Source organism: Amycolatopsis sp. NPDC049252, from assembly GCF_043197175.1.
GTDB lineage: Bacteria > Actinomycetota > Actinomycetes > Mycobacteriales > Pseudonocardiaceae > Amycolatopsis.
On record NZ_JBICSQ010000006.1, the window covers coordinates 31005 to 48156 of the forward strand.

Below are 17152 nucleotides of genomic sequence, written 5' to 3' on the forward strand. Positions count from 1 at the left end.
CGCATCGTCGCAAAACCGTTTCCCAGCGTAACGGCGGCGGCCGGGAAGGGCGGCCGCCGCCGTCCGCGGCTACTTCTCGATCGCCGGGGCCACCGCGGGGAACAGCCGGCCGAGCGGGGGCTCGAAGCCGGCTTCCTCCAGGGCGGCGAGCAGCTGGCCGCGCAGGGCGCGCTGCACCAGCCACTGCTTGCCCGGGCGGACCTTCACGGTCAGGCGCAGCTGGATGCCCTCCGGGGTGACGCTCTCCACGCCCAGCATCTCCGGCGGCTCGAGGACGTTCGCCTGCAGCGCTTCGCTCTCCGTCGCCTTGGAGGCGGCCTGCATGAGCACCGTGGACGCGCGTTCGACGTCGGCCGAGTACCCCAACGGGACGTCGACCACCGCGACCGCGAAGCCCTGGCTGGAGTTGCCGACGCGCAGGACCTCGCCGTTGCGGACGTACCAGACCGTGCCCTTGAGGTCGCGCAGCGTGGTGATCCGCAGGCCGACGGCCTCGACGGTGCCGGTCGCCTCGCCGATGTCGACGACGTCGCCGACGCCGTACTGGTCCTCGATCATCATGAAGATGCCGGACAGGAAGTCCCGCACGAGGTTCTGGGCGCCGAACCCGATGGCGACGCCGATGATGCCGGCCGACGCGATGATCGGCCCCAGGTTGAGGCCCAGTTCGCCCAGCACGAGGATGAACGCGAGGCCGTAGACCAGGAACGTGGCCATCGACTTCAGCACCGAGCCGATGGTCGTCGCGCGCTGGCGGCGCCGTTCGATGACGGCGGAGCCGAGCACCTCGGGAGCGCGCTCGCGCAGGGGGCGCAGCAGCGACGGGAGCTTGCCACCCGTCTTGGGCAGCGTCGTGACGCGGTTGATGACCCGTCTGATCAGCAATCGCACCAGGAACGCGATCACGATGATCATCAGGATCTTCAGCGGCTTGGTGAGCAGCCAGTTCGTCGAGCCGGCCAGCCACTCGTTGCCGGTGACCTTGAACACCTGGAAACACAAGGTGGAGGCGTCGCGGATGCACGGCGTCGAGTCGCCGGCGGCGGTGAGCAAGGGGGACACGGGAGTTCGATCATCCTTCCGATCAGGTCGGTTTCCCCAACTTCGAGTGGATGTTGGGTCGCGCGGATGTGACACGTCTTGTAACACACGTGCGCTGGGGGCCTGTTCTGTGGTCGACTATGCCTACGCCCCTGGAGGTGGTCGAGTGCCAGACCGACAACCCAGCCCCCGCGGCGTCTCCGGCCAAGCCATGGCCGACGAGACGCCAGAGGTGGTCCTGCGCGCCTATCCGGGGGGTTCCGCATCCGGCGGATCCGTCCCGGCCGGGCCGGGGAACCGCCCAGGGGGAGTTACCCGCCCGCCCGGACAGCGTAGTAGAGGCCGGGATCCGGCGGCTCCGGCCTGGGGCCGGCGCCGGGTGCTCCTGCTCAACGCCACCTTCGAGCCACTGACCGCGCTGCCCCTGCGCCGCGCTGTCGTGCTCGTCATGTGCGGCAAGGCCGAAGTGGTGCACGGCGATCCCGGTGGCGTCGAGCTGCACGCCGCCACGGTGTCGCTGCCCCTGCCCTCGGTGATCCGGCTCAGCACGTACGTGCGGGTGCCCTACCGGGCCCAGGTGCCGCTGACCCGGGCCGGGCTGATGCACCGCGACCGGTACCGCTGCGCCTACTGCGGAGGGCGGGCCGAGACGATCGACCACGTCATCCCGCGCAGCCGTGGCGGACCCCACAGCTGGACCAACTGCGTCGCCTGTTGCGCCAAGTGCAACCACCGCAAAGCGGACCGGCTGCTCTCGGAGATCAACTGGCGGCTGCGCGTCGTCCCGCGGGCCCCGCACGGCCCGCACTGGCGGCTGCTCGCCCACTCCAAGGAGGCCGACCCGCTCTGGCGGCCTTATCTCGGGTCCGCGGCCTGACGCCCGGGTCCCGCACATAACGGCGCCCCGGCTGCCTTGCGGCGGCCGGGGCGAGCCGGGTGCTTGCGCATGTCTTCAGGTGGTGCGAGCGGCCCTGGTGACCAGGCGGGGCTCAGGCGGCGAGCGCGTACTCGTTCTGGCAGGTGACGCGGGTCCCCATGGTGACGCGCGTGCCCCGGGTGACCCTGGTGCCGCGCGTGACGCGGGTGCCACAGGTGACGCGCGTACCGGCCGTCACCCGCGTGCCCATCGTGACGCGGGTGCCCCGGGTGACCCGCGTCCCGCGCGTGACCCGCGTGCCCGCCGTCACCCGGGTGCCCATGGTCACGCGAGTACCCCGAGTGACGCGTGTACCCCGGGTAACCCTTGTGCCCGCCGTCACGCGCGTTCCGGGCACGAATTCGATGTCGTTGAGTGATGACTTGGTCTCGGTGATCGCCTGTGCGGGGGTGTGGGCGCTGTTCATGGCAAGGCCTCCTGAGACCGGTGCGTAACGTGCTGGGGCTGGGGAGCGGGGCGCAAGGCCCGTACAGGTGAAAAAGCTACGAGGATTTCAAGGCAACGACAAGACGACAGCGGCGGGTGCGGCCGCCTGTACGTTGAGTTGCAACCTTTCGGCCCGACGGTCTTCGCCCCAACGTTCCAGTGCCCGCGAGCCAAGCGGCGGACGGCGGTTGGCTTACGACGAACGGTCGAGCGCGGCGCGCGCGGTGGCTTCGGTGTCTCCGGAGGTCATCCGATACGCTCAGCGCCGTGAACATCGTCGAGACGATCCTGGTCTTCGCCGTGATCCCGCTGGCCATCTACGGCTTCGCCGGCCTCCTGACGCTCCGGCGCAGGTCCGGCGGCGCCCCGCGGTACCGGTCCGGCCAGGCCTGGGACTATCCGGCCATGTGGTGGAGCGCCAATCCCGAAGGGGTCGGCGAGGGGCACCGGCACGCCGGTGCCGGAGGCAGCACGGTGTCCACGGACACCTCGACCGCGGCGGGAGGCGCTCGTGGCAACTGGTGAGCTGACGAAGCGCGTCGACGAGTCCGAGCTGGGCTACGGCGAAGCGCTGACGTCCAGCGGCCGCGTGTCGGCCGCCAAGATGTACGAGCCCGCCGCTCCGGCCGGGCCGTTCACCACCCGCCAGCTGGCCCGCCTGGACGAGGCGCTGACGTTCGCGAGCCGGGAGACCGGCCTGGACTTCAGCCTGTACCTCGGCGAGCTGGGCGGCCAGGACAGCCGCGCGACGGCGGAGAGGCTGCACTCGACGACGTCGAACCCGGCCAACTCGGTCCTGATCGCGGTCTCGCCCGGCGAGCGGCTGATCGAGATCGTCACGGGCAAGACGGCCTACAGCCGCCTCCCCGACCGCGGCTGCAAGCTCGCGATCGCGAGCATGGTGGCGTCGTTCAAGGAGGGTGACCTGGTCCGCGGCCTGGTCAACGGCCTCGTCAACGCGCTCCGCATGCTGTCCGACCAGGCGGGCCCCGCGCCCCGCTGACCCAGACAAGCCAACGGGCCCCGCACCACCCGGTGCGGGGCCCGTTGCGTGCGGTGCCGGTCCCCAAGCCCCAGTGTGGTGTTCGGTGCGTCAGCCGCACCGAACGCCACAGTGGGGCGTATCAGGCCTGGGCGTCGAAGTCGCGGGCCGCCAGGGCCCGGACGATGCCCGCCCGGCCTTCGGAGACCAGCCGGCGCAGGGCCTGCGCGTGGTCGCCCTTCAGCCACTCGTCGGACGCCGTCACCGTCGCGGGCTCGACAGCCCACGACGGGTACAGCCCGATCGCCGTCGGCTGCGCGCGCTCGCTGGAGCGCCGCTGCCACACCTCGTCGATCACCTCGAAGTACTTCGCGACGTACTCGCCGAGCAGCGCCTTCTGGCCCGGGTGCGAGAAGCCCGAGATGAGCGAGTCGCTGACCGCGTTCGGCAGCTCGTCGTCGTAGACCGCGCGCTGCCACGCGTCGGCCTTGGCCTCCGCCGTCGGGCGCAGGGCGCGGGCGCGTTCCGCCTGGCGGCGGCCGGTGGCCGTGTTGTCGCGGGCCAGTTCGGCGTCGATCTCCGCCGAGTCCGCCTTGCCGTGCGAGACCAGCGCGTGCAGCAGCCGCCAGCGCAGGTCGGTGTCGACGGACAGGCCCGCCAGCGGGGCCGAGCCGTCGAGCCAGCCGGCGACCACCGCGAGCGTGTCGTCGTCCAGCACCGAACCGGCCAGCGAGTTCACGAACGCCAGCTGGTGGTCCGAGCCCGCCTCGGCGCCGCGGACCAGCTCCAGCAGCCGCCCGGTGAACGCCGGCCAGCCGGTCGAGGCCGCCCAGCCCTGCTCGGCGTAGGAGTTCAGCGCGGTCTGGGCCTGCAGCAGCAGCCGCTGGACGACGCCGACCTCGCTCTCGGTGTGGATGCCGCGCTGCACCAGGGTGACGAAGTCGCGGGCCTTCAGCTCGGCCTCGCGGGTCATCTCCCACGCCGCCGACCAGCACAGCGTGCGCGGCAGCGGCTCGGTGATGTCGGCCACGCGGTCGATCAGCGTGGTCAGCGACGCCGGGTCGAGCCGCATCGTGCAGTAGGTCAGGTCGTCGTCGTTGACCAGCACGAGCTTGCCCGCGGCCTGGCCGAGAAGGTCCGGCACCTCGGTGCGCTCGCCGTCGACGTCCAGCTCGACGCGGTGGGTGCGGACGATCTTGCCGGTGCCGTCCTCGTCGTAGATGCCCACGGCCACGCGGTGCGTGCGCAGCTCACCGGCGCCTGGCTTGGCGCCGGACTGCACGACGGCGAACGAGGTGAACGTGCCGTCCGCGCCGACTTCGTAGCGGGGGCTCAGCGAGTTCAGGCCGGTCGTTTCCAGCCACTGCGCGCTCCACCACGACAGGTCGCGCCCGGACGCCTCTTCCAGCGCACCCAGCAGGTCGGCCAGCGTCGCGTTGCCCCAGGCGTGCTTGCCGAAGTAGACCTTCAGCCCGTCCAGGAAGTGCTCCAGGCCGACGTAGGCGACGAGCTGCTTCAGCACGCTCGCGCCCTTGGCGTAGGTGATGCCGTCGAAGTTCACCTCGACCGCGTGCAGGTCGACGATGTCCGCCGCGATCGGGTGCGTCGAGGGCAGCTGGTCCTGGCGGTAGGCCCACGACTTCTCGATGTTCGCGAAGCTGGTCCACGCGTTCTTGTACTCGGTGGCCTCGGCCTGGGCGAGCACGCTGGCGAAGGTCGCGAACGACTCGTTCAGCCACAGGTCGTCCCACCAGCGCATGGTGACCAGGTCGCCGAACCACATGTGCGCCATCTCGTGCAGCAGCGTCTCGGCGCGCCGCTCGTAGGCGTAGCGGGTGACGCGGCTGCGGAAGACGTAGTCCTCGAGGAACGTGACCGCGCCGGCGTTCTCCATCGCGCCCGCGTTGAACTCCGGCACGAACAGCTGGTCGTACTTGGAGAACGGGTACGGGGTGCCGAACTTCTCGTGGTAGAAGCCGAAACCCTGCTTGGTCTCGGTGAACAGCCGGTCGGCGTCCATGTGGTCGGACAGCGACGCGCGGCAGTAGATGCCCAGCGGGATCGTCTTGTGCGCGTCGGTGTACTCGTCGTGCCACTCGGCGTACGGCCCGGCGATCAGCGCGACCAGGTAGGTCGAGAGCCGCTCGGACTCCTTGAAGACCGTCCGGACGGCGCCCTCGGGCGTCTCCTCGGTGGATTCGGCGAGCGTGTTGGAGACGACCTTCCAGTCCTTCGGCGCGATCACCGTGAGCCGGTAGACCGACTTCAGGTCCGGCTGGTCGAAGCAGGCGAACATGCGCTTGGCGTCGGCCGTCTCGAACTGGGTGTACAGGTAGACACCGTCGTCGACCGGGTCGACGAACCGGTGCAGGCCCTCACCGGTGTTCATGTAGCGGCAGTCGGCGGTGACCGTGAGCTCGTTCTTCTCGGCCAGGTCCGCCAGCGCGATGCCCTTGTCCTCGACGTAGGCGCTCACGTCGACGTCCGTGCCGTTGAGCGTGGCGGCGTGCACGCGGTCGGCGACGAGGTCGATCCAGGTCCGTTCGCCTGCCTTGGCGCTGGCGAACCGGACGGTCGTCTTCGACGCGAAGGTCTTCTCCCCGGGTCCGCCGTGGCCGTCGGTCAGATCGAGCTCGATGTCGTAGCCGGTGACTTCGAGCAGATCCGCGCGCAGCTTGGCGAGATCGCGGGTCAGGTTGGGGGCGGGCACAGGCACCTCTGGTCGTGGGATCGGATTTCAGGCTCCCCGCATCCAATCATGGGGACGGGGTGGCGGGCGATAAGGGAACAAGCGTGCGCTCCCCGGTGTTGGCCCGCAGTGTGGGCCCTGCCCACACGCCGACGTCGACTTATGCGCACAGGAGTACTCGATGACCGCTGCCGAGCAGCCTACGAAGGTCGATTTCTACTTCGACCCGATCTGCCCGTTCGCCTGGATCACCTCGCGCTGGATCCTCGAGGTCGAGAAGCACCGCAACCTCGACCTGAACTTCCGGATCATGAGCCTTTCGGTGCTCAACGAGGGCCGCGACGAGCTGCCGGAGAAGTACAAGGAGTCGCTGGCGCAGGGCTGGGGCCCGGTGCGCGTGGCGGTCGCGCTGTCCCAGCTCAAGGGCGAAGAGGTGCTGCGCGACTACTACACCGAGTTCGGCACCCGCTACCACAACCAGGACAACAAGGACCGCGACGCGGTGATCAAGGAAGCCCTGGCCGCCATCGGCGCGCCGGCCGAGCTGTACGACGCCGCGCACTCCACCGAGTACGACGAGGCCCTGCGGAAGAGCCACCACGAGGGCATGGACCCGGTCGGCATGGACGTCGGCACCCCGACGATCCACATCGACGGCGTGGCGTTCTTCGGCCCGGTCCTCAGCTCGATCCCGCGCGGCGAGGACGCCCTGAAGGTGTTCGACGGCGCGGTCGCGCTGTCGAGCTACCCGGACTTCTTCGAGCTCAAGCGCACCCGAACGGGCGAGCTGAACTTCGGCTAAGGGGTCTTGAGGGCGGCCGAGGTGACGTCGGCGGGGTAGCGGGACGCCGCGACCGCCGCCGCCTCGGTCGACTCGCCGCGTCCGACCGCCGCCTTCAGGGCGATCAGCTCGTGCAGGCCGTGGCGGTGGTAGCGGACGAAGTCGGCGTCGACCGGGTCGCCGTGGCCGGGGACGACCACGCGCGGTTCCAGCGCCAGCAGCGTGTCGAGGGTGTCCGGCCAGGCGGTCAGGTCCGAGTCGGGGCTGAACGAGAACGCGCTGAAGCCGTGTTCGGCGTTCTCGACGATGTCACCGGCGAACACGACGTCCGCGTCCGGCACGTGCACGATCACGTCGTGGTCGGTGTGGGCGCGGCCGGGGTGCAGCAGCACCGCCGTCCGGCCGCCGAGGTCGAGCTCGGTCCGGTCGCTGAACAGGTGGTCGGGGACGACGAACGTGGTGCGCGCGATGGCGTTGGCGATCGCCGGCTTGCCTTCCTCGCGGTAGTAGGCCATCCACTTCTCCCGCGCGCCCTCGGCGTATTCGGTCAGCTCGGCGCGGCAGCCCTCGTGCGCCCAGACCGCGCACGGCAGGAACCGCTCGGTGCCCCAGGTGTGGTCGAAGTGCGCGTGCGTGAACGCGACCGCCCACGGGAGCGGCGTCAGCTCGCGCACCGCCTTCGCCAGCTCGGCGCCCTGGTCCAGGTCGCCGCGGGTGTCGATGACCAGGCAGCGGTCGGCCCCGACGACCAGCCCGACGGTCAGGTCCAGCTCCTCGTACCGCCGTGCGTGCACGCCGTCGGCGACCTCGACCCAGTGACCGGTCATCGCAGGACTCCTTCGTGCAGGACGGGAGCGGCGTCGCTCACGTCGATCTGTGCGGCCAGCGCGACGTCGCCGCCGTGCCCCGCCTCGGTCAGCTCGCGCCCGGACACGCAGTCCGCGACCGCCGCGACGTCCACCACGCGCGCCGCCAGCGCGGCTTCGGGCGACAGTGTGCACCCGAGCCGGGCCAGCGCGGCGGCGATCGCGCCCGCGCCCATCTGGTCCTCGACGCAGGGCCGCAGCGGCCCGAACGTGTCACCGTCGCCGGACATGGTCACACCCCAGCGTTCCCCGGCCGCGATCACCCCGATCGGACCGCCCAGCTCGTGCGCCCTGGCGGCCACGGCGGACGCGTTGCGCAGGCAACCGGCCAGCACCCGGGCGCCGGTCGCCGCGGCGGCGGCGCACAGGGTGGCGCCGTTCGGGGAGGTGAGCGCGAGGAGCGTGCCGGGAGGGATGTCCGTCACAGACGACGGCCGCAGGGTGAACGTGCCCTCACCGGCGATGACGGCTCCGGCGGCCCGCGCGAGCGCGACGCCGCGTTCGTCGCGCCATCGCACCGGCAGCACCCGCCCGCCGCGGCCGACCACGAGATCCGTGGTGGTGCCGAAGGAAAGCACGTCGACGACGATCAGCACCGCGCATTCCCGGCCGAGCGCGGTCACGCCTTCACCGCCCCAGTCGAGCCGGACGTCGTGCCCCGTCTGCTCCCAGATCCCCACCCCCGGAGCATGCCGGAAACCGGCCGTGATGGCAGACTTCCCGCCGTGCGTGTCTACTTGGGATCCGACCATGCCGGCTTCGAGCTGAAGAACCACCTGGTGGCTCACCTGGAGAAGCAGGGCCACGAGGTCACCGACATCGGCCCGCGGGTCTACGACGCGGCCGACGACTACCCGGCCTACTGCGTCGAGACGGCGTTGCGGGTCGTGGCGGACGAGGGCAGCCGCGGCATCGTCGTGGGCGGCTCGGGCAACGGCGAGCAGATCGCCGCCAACAAGGTGCCCGGCGCGCGGGCCGGCCTGGCCTGGAGCGTCGAGACCGCCCAGCTGTGCCGGGAGCACAACCACGCCCAGCTGATCGGCGTCGGCGCCCGGATGCACACCGTCGAGCAGGCCACCGAGATCGTCGAAGCGTTCCTCGCGACCGAGGTTTCGCCGGAGGAGCGGCACGCCCGCCGCGTGCGGCAGCTGCTCGACTACGAGCGCACCGGGACCCCGCCGGCCCTGCCGGAGGCCTGATGCCCGAGGGGCACACGCTCCACCGGCTGGCGCGGCTGCACAAGCGCCGCTACGCCGGGGCCCCGGTCGAGGTGAGCAGCCCGCAGGGCCGCTTCGCCGCCGAGGCGTCCCGTTTGGACGGTCAGGTGCTCGTCGGCGCCGAGGCGCACGGCAAGCACCTGTTCCACGACTACGGTCCCCGCGGGATCGTGCACATCCACCTCGGGCTGATCGGCGTCTTCGGCGAGGGCAAGCTGCCCGCGCCGCCGCCGGTCGGCCAGGTCCGGATGCGGCTGGTCGGCCGGACGCAGTGGACGGACCTGCGCGGCCCCAACACGTGCGAGCTGCTGGACCCGGCCCAGGCCGACGCCATCAAGGCGCGTCTCGGCCCCGACCCGCTGCGCCGGGACGCGAAGCCGGACAAGGCGTGGGCGCGGATCTCGAAGTCGAAGGTCTCGATCGCCGCGCTGCTGATGGACCAGGCCGTGCTGGCCGGTGTCGGCAACGTCTACCGCGCCGAAGTCCTGTTCCGCCACGGTGTCGCGCCGCTGACGCCGGGTCGCGCGCTGGACCGCGCATTGTGGGACGACATGTGGGCCGACTTGGTGACGTTGATGCGCGACGGCGTCCGCGTCGGCCGCATCGACACGGTCCGCCCGGAGCACCTGCCGGAGGCCATGGGGCGGGCGGCGCGTGTGGACCGCCACGGCGGCGAGGTGTACGTCTACCGCCGCGCCGGCGAGCCGTGCCTGGTGTGCGGGACGCCGGTGGAGACGTCGTCGTTGGTGGGGCGGAACCTCTACTGGTGCCCGACCTGCCAGCCGGCCTGAGTCAGAGCCGCTGGGCGAACGCCTTCGCGAACGTGTGCACGTCGCCGGGCCAGCGGGCCGAGACGTAGTTGCCGTCCTCGACGACGAACGCCGGGCGGGCGTCGTCGAGCCGGTCGCGGGCCCGGCCGCTCGCCTGGACGCGGTCGGCCGTGTCCAGGAAGTCCTCGGGACGCGCCAGCGCGCGGGTGACCTCCTGCTGCACCGACAGGTATCCCTCGGGCTGGCCCGGTTCCTCGAGGTAGGTGCGGTAGTAACCCGGGTCCCAGAAGCGGGTCCGGCGCGCGAGCCGCCACGCCGTGCGCTCCAGCCGCCAGGTCAGGGCCGTCGTCGTACGGCCGTGCAGCACCGAACGTCCGGTGTCCGGGTCGATGCTGCGGGCGGCGAGCAGGACGCCGTGGCAGATCGCGCCGACCGGCAGGTCGCGGCGGAAGGCGTCGACGACGGTCTCCTGCAGCAGCGGGCTTTCCAGGTCCTCGCGCATGCCGCGGGCGCGGTGCCCGCCGGGCAGCAGCACACCGTCGAAGTCGTCGAGCTCGACTTCGTCCCAGCGGATCGGGGTGCGCCACGCGGGATCCGCGAGCAGCGCGCGGTGGGCGTCACGCGCGGCTTCGTCGGCTCGCAGCACGCGGCCGAGCGCGGTGAGCTTCTTCAAGCCGGGTACACGGCTCCACGGATCGAGGCCTTCGCCGGTGACCATCAGCTCGTCACAGGCAGCCTGCTCGCCGCCGGGGGTCGCGAAGACGACCGTGTGGTCCCGGCTCAGCACCGCCCAGCTGACGGCCACCTCGGACGGGTCCGAGTCCCGGGCCGGGACGGGGATCAGGACTGTCGCCACGGCATCCTCCCGAACGTCGTCCAGGAGGATGCCAGCCGGTGCTCAGAAGTCGAAACCGCCCCCGTCGAAGCCACCGCCGTCAAAGCCGCCGCCGTCGAAACCGCCGCCGCCCCAGTCACCGCCGCCGCCGAAGTCCTGGCCGCCGCCGTCACCGCCGCCGAAGTCGCCGCCGCCGTCACCGCCGCCATCGCCACCGCCGTCGCCGCCCATGTCACCGGACTCGAGCGCGTCCTGCTGGCCGGCGTCGTAGCCCGACTCCCAGGCCCCGGCGCTGGCGATGCCGCCCATGCCGGAGAACATCGCGCTGAACAGGAACATCGACCCGAGGCCCCAGGCGCCGGCGATGAGCGCGGGCTTCCACCACGGCTCGCTGTACCAGCCCTGCGGCACCGGACGCCCGGCGACGCGGCCGCCGGGGTAGTAGTACGGCGTGTCCTGGCCGGCTTCGGGGGACGCGGCGTAGTGCTGGCCCTCGACGTCGACGTCACGGCGCTCGGTCACCTTGCCGGCGCGCTCGCGCTCGGCCTCCTCCGGCAGCTGCGGGCCCGGGTCCATGCCCATCGCGACCCGCGCGGCGCGGACGTAGTAGAGGCCTTCGACGGCGGTGTCCTTGACCAGCCGGGCCTGCTCGATCGTGCGGGCCTGTTCCATCTGCGAGCCGGCCGCGTTGTAGCGCTCGGCGGCGTCCGCCATCGCCTGCTGCGACGCGGTGTCGTTGCCGTTGATGTTGAGGACCTGGCCGCCGAGCCGCTCGACGAGCCGGCGGGCGTCGGCCTTGGCGTCGTCGAGCTCCCGCTGCCGGGCCGCGGCGCGCTGCCGCGAGAAATAGAGGCCGCCACCGACGATCACGACGACGAGCACGATCAGGAAGATCGCGGTGCCCATGGACCACTCCCAGAAGCTCGGTGCCCGGTGACCGGAAGTCACCTTTGATTCGGACAACGCGGACGTTACGCGGAGGGTTCCCGGAGCGTGATCGGGCACACCGTCAGGCCTGGCCGAAGAAACTAGAACACGTTATAGTTCCGTGCTATGAAGTTCACCCTGTCGATCGCGATGAACCCGCTTGATCAGCTGGGCGAGCTCGCCCGGGCCGCGGAAGAGGCCGGCTTCGCCTCCATCGCCCTGCCGGACTCGCTCTTCTACGCGGAGACGGTCTCCACAGACTATCCCTACACCCCCGACGGCAGCCGGTTCTGGACCGCCGACACACCCTGGGTCGACCCGCTGGTCGCGACCGCCGCCATGGGCGCGGTCACCAGCCGCATCGAGTTCTACACGTCGGTGCTGAAGCTGGGCTCCCGCAACCCGGTGCTGCTCGCGCGCCAGGTCGGCTCGGCGTCGGTGCTCACCGGCGGCCGGTTCGGTCTCGGCCTCGGGGTCGGCTGGCTGCCGCAGGAGTTCGAGTACTGCGGCGTGCCGTTCGAGCGGCGCGGCAAGCGTGTCGACGAGGCCATCGACGTGCTCCGGCTGATCCTCGACGGCGGCATGGTCGAGTACCACGGCGAGTTCTACGACTTCGACAAGCTGCAGATGAGCCCGGCGCCGCCGAAGCGCGTGCCGTTCTACATCGGCGGCCACACCGACGTCGCCTTGCGGCGCGCGGCCCGCGTCGCCGACGGCTGGTCGTCGGCGATGATGAAGCTCGAGGAGCTGCGCGAGACGATCGCCCGGCTGAAGGAGCTGCTGGCCGAGCGCGGCCGCGCCGACGACCCGTTCGAGTACCAGGCCGTCTGCATCGACAAGTTCGGCCTCGACGGTTACCACGAGCAGGCCGAGGCCGGCGTCACCGACGTCATCACCATGCCGTGGGTGTTCGACGGCGTCGGGTTCGACGCCCCGGTCGAGCCGAAGCTGGAGTCGATCCACAAGTTCGGGGCCGAGATCATCGACAAGTTCGGGGAGTGACGAGGCGTGGGCGTGCAGGTCAGCTGGGACACCGACAAGGAGCAGCCGCCGGCGCGGCGCGCGGCGCTCGCGTCGATGACCGCCGTGACGGCGGGGGACAAGGAAGCCTGGCTGGGGTTGTTCGCGCCGGACGGGGTCGTCGAGGACCCGGTCGGGCGGTCGTTCTTCGACGAGGAGGGCAAGGGGCACCACGGCCGCGACGGGATCAGCGCGTTCTGGGACAAGACGATCGGCACGGTGGAGCGCTTCGAGTTCGTCATCCGCGATTCGCACGCGGCGGGTGACGAGGTGGCGAACGTCGGCACGATCACGACGTACCTGCCGGGCGGCTACCGCGTCGACACGGACGGGGTGTTCGTCTACCGGGTGGGCGAGGACGGCCTGATCACGTCGATGCGCGCGTTCTGGGAGACCGAACGCGCGATGGCGACGGCGCGCCAGGTGGCGGAGTAGCCGGTCACCGGAAACTTTGGCCGTCATATCTGATGTTTCGTGCATGACGTCTTGACCGCGTGAAGGGAAGGATTCTTAACTAACGGGATAGACCTCCGACGTCTTCCCCGGGAGTACGCATGCGCGCACCATCCCCGCTCCGGCGTTTCGCGACCTTGCTCGCGCTCGTCGTCACCGGTTTCCCTCTTGTCCAGGCCATCGCGCCCGCCCCGGCCCTCGCCCTCGAGAACGGCCTGGCCCGAACCCCGCCGATGGGGTTCAACAACTGGAACTCCACCCATTGCCGAGCCGATTTCACCGAAACGATGATCAAGGGCATCGCCGACATCTTCGTGGCCAAGGGGCTCAAGGACGTCGGCTACACCTACGTCAACATCGACGACTGCTGGGCGCTGCCGTCGCGGAACCCGTCGGGTGACCTGGTGCCCGACCCGGCGCGCTTCCCCGGCGGGATCAAGGCGCTCGCGGACTACGTGCACGCGAAAGGTCTGAAGTTCGGGCTCTACACCAGCGCCGGGACCAAGACGTGCAACACGGCCGGCTTCCCCGGCGGCCTCGGGCACGAGCAGCAGGACGCGAACCTGTTCGCCTCCTGGGGCGTCGACTACCTGAAGTACGACAACTGCAACAACCAGGGTGTCGACGCGCAGCAGCGGTACACGGCGATGCGGGACGCGCTCGCGAAGTCCGGCCGCCCGATCGTGTACTCGATCTGCGAGTGGGGCCAGAGCAAGCCGTGGACGTGGGCCGCGCCCGTCGGGAACCTGTGGCGCACCACCGGCGACATCTCCGACAAGTGGTCGAGCATGATCGGCAAGGCGCAGGCCAACCGCGGGCTCGCGCAGTACGGCGGGCCGGGGCACTGGAACGACCCGGACATGCTGGAGGTCGGGAACGGCGGCATGACCGCGGCGGAGTACCGCACGCACTTCAGCCTCTGGGCGATGATGGCGGCGCCGCTGCTGATCGGCAGCGACCTGCGCAAGGTGTCCGACGACGACTTCGCGATCCTCAAGAACGCCGACGTCATCGCCCTCGATCAGGACGTCCTCGGCAAGCAGGCGACGGTGCTCGGCGCGAACGCCGGTCTCGTCGTCTACAGCAAGGTGCTGGCGAACGGTGACCGCGCGGTGGCACTGTCCAACGAAACCGGGGCGACGGCGACGATCGCCACGACGGCGGCCGCGACCGGCATCGGCGGCGCGCCAGCGTACACGCTGAAAGACCTGTGGAGCAAGGCAAGCCGGACGACGACGGGGTCGATCAGCGCGTCGGTGCCCTCGCACGCGACGGTGCTGTACCGCGTTTCTCGTGCCGGGTCGCGTTACGAGGCCGAATCCGCGACGCTCTCGGCCGGTGGCACGGTCGACGCGAACCACGCGGGCTTCTCGGGAACCGGCTTCGCGAACGGCGTCAACGCGGTCGGCAGCTACGTCGAGTGGCAGGTGCCCGGGCCGGCGTCGGCGCTGACCTTCGGCTACGCGAACGGCACCGCGGCGGCGCGGCCGGTGGACGTCTCGGTCGACGGCGTGGTCGTCGCGACCGGCGTCCCGTTCCCCGCGACCGGCGCGTGGACGACGTGGAGCACGGTGACGAAGGCCGTGAGCCTGGCTTCGGGGCAGCACACGGTGCGGCTCACCGCGACCACCGCCGACGGCCCCGCGAACCTCGACTATCTGGACGTCCAGCGGTGAAGTCGTTTTCGTATGGCATACGAGGACGGGGATCGTGGCCGGTGGCGTGACGACTCCGGTGCTGCCCGCGCGGACGTGGACGTACCGCCGGCTCCGCCCGAACCCGTACGAGGCGCTACGGCGCGAGGACCTGCACCTGCACTTCTCCGGGATCCCGGGCTTCGGCCCGTCGGAGTCCTACGGGAGCTGCCGGGTGCAGGTCCCCGACGTCGGCGCGTTGTTCGAAGCCGCCGAGGCTACCGCGACGAGCTGCGGGAACGGCTGTCGTAGGCCTCCCGGGCCGCTTCGACCCGGTCGAGGTTGCCCGACCACTCGGAAAGGCTCGCGAACAACGGGCCGAGGCTGCGGCCGAGTTCGCTGATCTCGTACTCCACCCGCGGCGGGACCTCCGCGTGATAGGTCCGCACGACGAGGCCGTCGCGTTCCAGCTGCCGCAGCCGCTGGGTGAGCACCTTCGGTGTGATCGTGCCGATGCGGCGTTCCAGCTCGACGAACCGCTGGCGCCCGTATTCCTTGAGCGACCACAGGATCGGCGTGGTCCAGCGGCTGAAGACGATGTCGACCACCGGCGCGATCGGGCAGGCCAGCTCGGGTGTGGTTCCGGTCACTTTCAGGGCCTCCAGCCATTACTTTCCTCTAGGTACCTACTATACGTCGGAATGTAGCGTCGTCCGCATGATCACAGTCATGGGAGCGACGGGAAATGTCGGAAGGCCGCTGGTGCGGGAGCTGGCCGCGGCCGGCGAGCAGGTGACGGCGGTGTCCCGCCAGGAGACGGCGGAGGTGCCGGAGGGCGTGCGCGTGGTGCCCGGCGTCGAGTCCGCTTTGGACGGTGCCGAGGCGCTGTTCCTGATGGTGCCCGGCGGTTTCGCGCCCTTGGACGGCGTACTGGCCGCGGCTCGGACGGCCGGCGTCGGCCGGGTGGTGGTGCTGTCGTCGCAGGGCGTCGCGACCGGCCGGCACCCCGCCGTGCTGGAGGACTCCGTGCGGGCGTCGGGTCTGGAGTGGACGATGCTGCGCCCGGGCGGGTTCGCGTCGAACGCCTTCCAGTGGGCGGAAAGCGTGCGGTCGGCACGGCGGGTGGCGGCGCCGTTCGGTGACGTCGCGCTGCCGGTGATCGATCCGGAGGACATCGCCGCGGTCGCGGCATCGGCGTTGCTTTCGGACCGCTCCGGTGACGTCTACGACCTGACCGGCCCGGCCGCCATCACCCCCCGCCAACAGGCAGCGGCGATCGCGGAAGCGCTGGGGGAGCCGGTGGAGTTCGTCCAGCGGACGCCGGAGGAAGCACGCGCGGCGATGCTGGGCTTCATGCCGCCGGAGGTCGCCGACGTGACGCTGGGCATCCTGGGCGCGCCGACCCCGCAGGAGCAGCGGGTGAGCCCGGATGTCTCGCGGGTGCTGGGCCGCCCACCGCGTCCCTTCACCGAGTGGGTGGCGCGCAACGCGGCGGCGTTCAAGTGACGGCACTGTCCTATCGGGACACCGGAACGGGTGCGCCACTGGTGTTCCTGCACGGCAACCCGACATCGTCGTACTTGTGGCGCAACGTGACGCCGGCCTTGCCGGGCCGCCGTATCGCACCGGACCTGATCGGCATGGGCGAGTCGGACCGCCCGGACATCGAGTACACGTTCGACGACCACGCCCGCTACCTGGACGCGTGGTTCGACGAACTGGCCCTGGACGAGGTGACCCTGATCGGCCACGACTGGGGCGGCGCCCTGGCGGCGGACTGGGCGTCCCGGCACCCTGGGCGTGTCCGCGGTCTGGCGTTCACGGAGGCGATCCTGAAGCCGATGACGTGGGAGGAGTTCCCACCGGCGGGCGCGGAGGTCTTCCGCGCGATCAAGACGCCGGGCGTGGGCGAGTCGATGATCCCGGACTTCCTGGCCGGGCTCCCGCCGGAGTACGGCACGTCCCACGAGGTCCCGCTGCTGCGCTGGGCCCGGTCGATGCCCCTGGGCGGCGAGCCGGCGTCGGTGGTTGCCCGGATCAAGTCGTTCAACGCCTGGCTGGCGACCAGCCCGGAGATCCCCAAGCTCCTGATCACGTTCGACCCGGGCCACGACACCATGCTGACCCCGCCGATGATCAACTGGTGCCAGGAGAACTTCGCGGACCTGAAGGTGGTCCACCATCCCGTGGTGGCGGGCCACCACACCCCAGAGGACCAGCCGGACCTGATCGCACAAACCCTGGCGACCTGGCTGAGGTCAGATCTCGACGGCCCGTAAAGGTGCCCACACTGCCAACCGCAGCCAGAGGCACCGTTGGGGGGTCCGGGGGGGGGCTCGGCCCGTGATGGTGCCCATGCTGTCAACCGCAGCCAGAGGCACCGTGGGGGTCCGGGGGGCTCGGCCCCCCGGGTAACACCACGAGGATTCCGCCAGGTCCGCGCGTTCCGCGGACATGGAGCACCACGGAATCGAGTCGGGATGACAGGATTTGAACCTGCGACCCTTCGCTCCCAAAGCGAATGCGCTACCAAGCTGCGCCACATCCCGGTCCCACCCCCAGGGGGGTGTGCGA

The 17152-nt window shown here is 70.9% G+C and carries 19 protein-coding genes and 1 tRNA gene; 11 read left to right on the plus strand and 9 right to left on the minus strand.

The genetic code is table 11. The annotated features are described in order from the left end of the window. Nucleotides 1–69: 69 nt before the first annotated feature. Nucleotides 70–1062 (minus strand): mechanosensitive ion channel family protein, encoded by a 993-nt coding sequence (locus ACGFMK_RS11205; RefSeq protein ID WP_392760611.1) that lies wholly within the window; start codon nucleotides 1060–1062, stop codon nucleotides 70–72. 358 nt (nucleotides 1063–1420) lie between these two features. Here ACGFMK_RS11205 and ACGFMK_RS11210 point away from each other — a divergent pair, with 358 nt between their 5' ends. Beyond that, a complete protein-coding gene (locus ACGFMK_RS11210) occupies nucleotides 1421–1918 on the plus strand; it encodes an HNH endonuclease (protein ID WP_392760614.1) in 498 nt (165 codons plus the stop codon). 112 nt (nucleotides 1919–2030) lie between these two features. Here ACGFMK_RS11210 and ACGFMK_RS11215 read toward each other — a convergent pair whose 3' ends face one another. Continuing rightward, nucleotides 2031–2384, minus strand: a complete 354-nt coding sequence (locus ACGFMK_RS11215; RefSeq protein WP_392760616.1) for a hypothetical protein — start codon at nucleotides 2382–2384, stop codon at nucleotides 2031–2033. A 287-nt stretch (nucleotides 2385–2671) separates the two neighbouring features. Between ACGFMK_RS11215 and ACGFMK_RS11220 the strand changes: the two genes are divergently transcribed. Then, nucleotides 2672–2929 (plus strand): hypothetical protein, encoded by a 258-nt coding sequence (locus tag ACGFMK_RS11220; protein ID WP_392760619.1) that lies wholly within the window; start codon nucleotides 2672–2674, stop codon nucleotides 2927–2929. Then, nucleotides 2916–3407 (plus strand): DUF5130 family protein, encoded by a 492-nt coding sequence (locus ACGFMK_RS11225; RefSeq protein WP_392760622.1) that lies wholly within the window; start codon nucleotides 2916–2918, stop codon nucleotides 3405–3407. The genes ACGFMK_RS11220 and ACGFMK_RS11225 overlap by 14 nt, the downstream gene beginning before the upstream one ends. A gap of 121 nt (nucleotides 3408–3528) precedes the next feature. Here ACGFMK_RS11225 and pepN read toward each other — a convergent pair whose 3' ends face one another. After that, nucleotides 3529–6096, minus strand: a complete 2568-nt coding sequence (gene pepN, locus ACGFMK_RS11230; RefSeq protein WP_392760624.1) for an aminopeptidase N — start codon at nucleotides 6094–6096, stop codon at nucleotides 3529–3531. Between the two features lie 160 nt (nucleotides 6097–6256). On the opposite strand from pepN, the gene ACGFMK_RS11235 reads away from it, so the two are divergent. Next, nucleotides 6257–6877 carry a DsbA family protein gene (locus ACGFMK_RS11235; RefSeq protein ID WP_392760627.1) on the plus strand — a complete coding sequence of 207 codons (621 nt, stop codon included), beginning with the start codon at nucleotides 6257–6259 and terminating at the stop codon, nucleotides 6875–6877. Here the strand turns inward: ACGFMK_RS11235 and ACGFMK_RS11240 are convergent. Together ACGFMK_RS11240 and ACGFMK_RS11245 are read right to left on the minus strand one after the other, a co-directional pair. Beyond that, a complete protein-coding gene (locus ACGFMK_RS11240; protein ID WP_392760630.1) occupies nucleotides 6874–7683 on the minus strand; it encodes an MBL fold metallo-hydrolase in 810 nt (269 codons plus the stop codon). The genes ACGFMK_RS11235 and ACGFMK_RS11240 overlap by 4 nt on opposite strands. Beyond that, nucleotides 7680–8402 (minus strand): 2-phosphosulfolactate phosphatase, encoded by a 723-nt coding sequence (locus ACGFMK_RS11245; RefSeq protein WP_392760632.1) that lies wholly within the window; start codon nucleotides 8400–8402, stop codon nucleotides 7680–7682. The genes ACGFMK_RS11240 and ACGFMK_RS11245 overlap by 4 nt, the downstream gene beginning before the upstream one ends. Before the next feature lie 45 nt (nucleotides 8403–8447). Here ACGFMK_RS11245 and ACGFMK_RS11250 point away from each other — a divergent pair, with 45 nt between their 5' ends. Together ACGFMK_RS11250 and ACGFMK_RS11255 are read left to right on the plus strand one after the other, a co-directional pair. Beyond that, nucleotides 8448–8921: a ribose-5-phosphate isomerase gene (locus ACGFMK_RS11250; RefSeq protein WP_392760635.1), complete on the plus strand. Its 474-nt coding sequence runs from the start codon at nucleotides 8448–8450 to the stop codon at nucleotides 8919–8921. Continuing rightward, the gene (locus ACGFMK_RS11255; protein WP_392760637.1) at nucleotides 8921–9730 is read left to right on the plus strand and encodes an Fpg/Nei family DNA glycosylase; all 810 of its coding nucleotides are present in this window, start codon (nucleotides 8921–8923) and stop codon (nucleotides 9728–9730) included. Before ACGFMK_RS11250 ends, ACGFMK_RS11255 begins: the two co-directional genes overlap by 1 nt. A 1-nt stretch (nucleotide 9731) precedes the next feature. Here the strand turns inward: ACGFMK_RS11255 and ACGFMK_RS11260 are convergent, their stop codons facing one another. Both ACGFMK_RS11260 and ACGFMK_RS11265 read right to left on the minus strand, forming a co-directional pair. After that, entirely contained in the window at nucleotides 9732–10565 is an 834-nt protein-coding gene (locus tag ACGFMK_RS11260) for a DJ-1/PfpI family protein (RefSeq protein WP_392760640.1), read from the minus strand. Between the two features lie 42 nt (nucleotides 10566–10607). Beyond that, complete coding sequence (locus ACGFMK_RS11265) at nucleotides 10608–11450, minus strand: hypothetical protein (protein WP_392760643.1); 843 nt, start codon at nucleotides 11448–11450, stop codon at nucleotides 10608–10610. A 147-nt stretch (nucleotides 11451–11597) separates the two neighbouring features. Between ACGFMK_RS11265 and ACGFMK_RS11270 the strand changes: the two genes are divergently transcribed. The 3 genes from ACGFMK_RS11270 to ACGFMK_RS11280 all read left to right on the plus strand — a co-directional run bounded on the left by ACGFMK_RS11270 (nucleotide 11598) and on the right by ACGFMK_RS11280 (nucleotide 14620). Further along, the gene (locus ACGFMK_RS11270; RefSeq protein ID WP_392760646.1) at nucleotides 11598–12473 is read left to right on the plus strand and encodes an LLM class F420-dependent oxidoreductase; all 876 of its coding nucleotides are present in this window, start codon (nucleotides 11598–11600) and stop codon (nucleotides 12471–12473) included. A 6-nt stretch (nucleotides 12474–12479) separates the two neighbouring features. Beyond that, nucleotides 12480–12926: a nuclear transport factor 2 family protein gene (locus ACGFMK_RS11275; RefSeq protein WP_392760649.1), complete on the plus strand. Its 447-nt coding sequence runs from the start codon at nucleotides 12480–12482 to the stop codon at nucleotides 12924–12926. A gap of 119 nt (nucleotides 12927–13045) precedes the next feature. Next, a complete protein-coding gene (locus ACGFMK_RS11280; RefSeq protein ID WP_392760651.1) occupies nucleotides 13046–14620 on the plus strand; it encodes a carbohydrate-binding protein in 1575 nt (524 codons plus the stop codon). Between the two features lie 236 nt (nucleotides 14621–14856). Here ACGFMK_RS11280 and ACGFMK_RS11285 read toward each other — a convergent pair whose 3' ends face one another. Beyond that, complete coding sequence (locus ACGFMK_RS11285) at nucleotides 14857–15228, minus strand: winged helix-turn-helix transcriptional regulator (RefSeq protein WP_392760653.1); 372 nt, start codon at nucleotides 15226–15228, stop codon at nucleotides 14857–14859. Between the two features lie 67 nt (nucleotides 15229–15295). Here ACGFMK_RS11285 and ACGFMK_RS11290 point away from each other — a divergent pair, with 67 nt between their 5' ends. Both ACGFMK_RS11290 and ACGFMK_RS11295 read left to right on the plus strand, forming a co-directional pair. Then, nucleotides 15296–16084 (plus strand): NAD(P)H-binding protein, encoded by a 789-nt coding sequence (locus tag ACGFMK_RS11290; RefSeq protein WP_392760656.1) that lies wholly within the window; start codon nucleotides 15296–15298, stop codon nucleotides 16082–16084. After that, complete coding sequence (locus tag ACGFMK_RS11295) at nucleotides 16081–16857, plus strand: alpha/beta fold hydrolase (RefSeq protein ID WP_392760659.1); 777 nt, start codon at nucleotides 16081–16083, stop codon at nucleotides 16855–16857. The genes ACGFMK_RS11290 and ACGFMK_RS11295 overlap by 4 nt, the downstream gene beginning before the upstream one ends. A gap of 196 nt (nucleotides 16858–17053) precedes the next feature. Here ACGFMK_RS11295 and ACGFMK_RS11300 read toward each other — a convergent pair. Next, nucleotides 17054–17127: transfer RNA gene (locus tag ACGFMK_RS11300), tRNA-Pro, on the minus strand. Nucleotides 17128–17152 lie beyond the last annotated feature (25 nt).

What these genes read in the sequence shown, in the direction of transcription:
- ACGFMK_RS11265 (WP_392760643.1), bottom strand. Translation starts at nt 11,450, where the DNA reads ATGGGCACCGCGATCTTCCTGATCGTGCTCGTCGTCGTGATCGTCGGT.
- ACGFMK_RS11235 (WP_392760627.1), top strand. Translation starts at nt 6,257, where the DNA reads ATGACCGCTGCCGAGCAGCCTACGAAGGTCGATTTCTACTTCGACCCG.
- ACGFMK_RS11240 (WP_392760630.1), bottom strand. Translation starts at nt 7,683, where the DNA reads ATGACCGGTCACTGGGTCGAGGTCGCCGACGGCGTGCACGCACGGCGG.
- ACGFMK_RS11255 (WP_392760637.1), top strand. Translation starts at nt 8,921, where the DNA reads ATGCCCGAGGGGCACACGCTCCACCGGCTGGCGCGGCTGCACAAGCGC.
- ACGFMK_RS11290 (WP_392760656.1), top strand. Translation starts at nt 15,296, where the DNA reads ATGATCACAGTCATGGGAGCGACGGGAAATGTCGGAAGGCCGCTGGTG.
- ACGFMK_RS11270 (WP_392760646.1), top strand. Translation starts at nt 11,598, where the DNA reads ATGAAGTTCACCCTGTCGATCGCGATGAACCCGCTTGATCAGCTGGGC.
- ACGFMK_RS11280 (WP_392760651.1), top strand. Translation starts at nt 13,046, where the DNA reads ATGCGCGCACCATCCCCGCTCCGGCGTTTCGCGACCTTGCTCGCGCTC.
- ACGFMK_RS11215 (WP_392760616.1), bottom strand. Translation starts at nt 2,384, where the DNA reads ATGAACAGCGCCCACACCCCCGCACAGGCGATCACCGAGACCAAGTCA.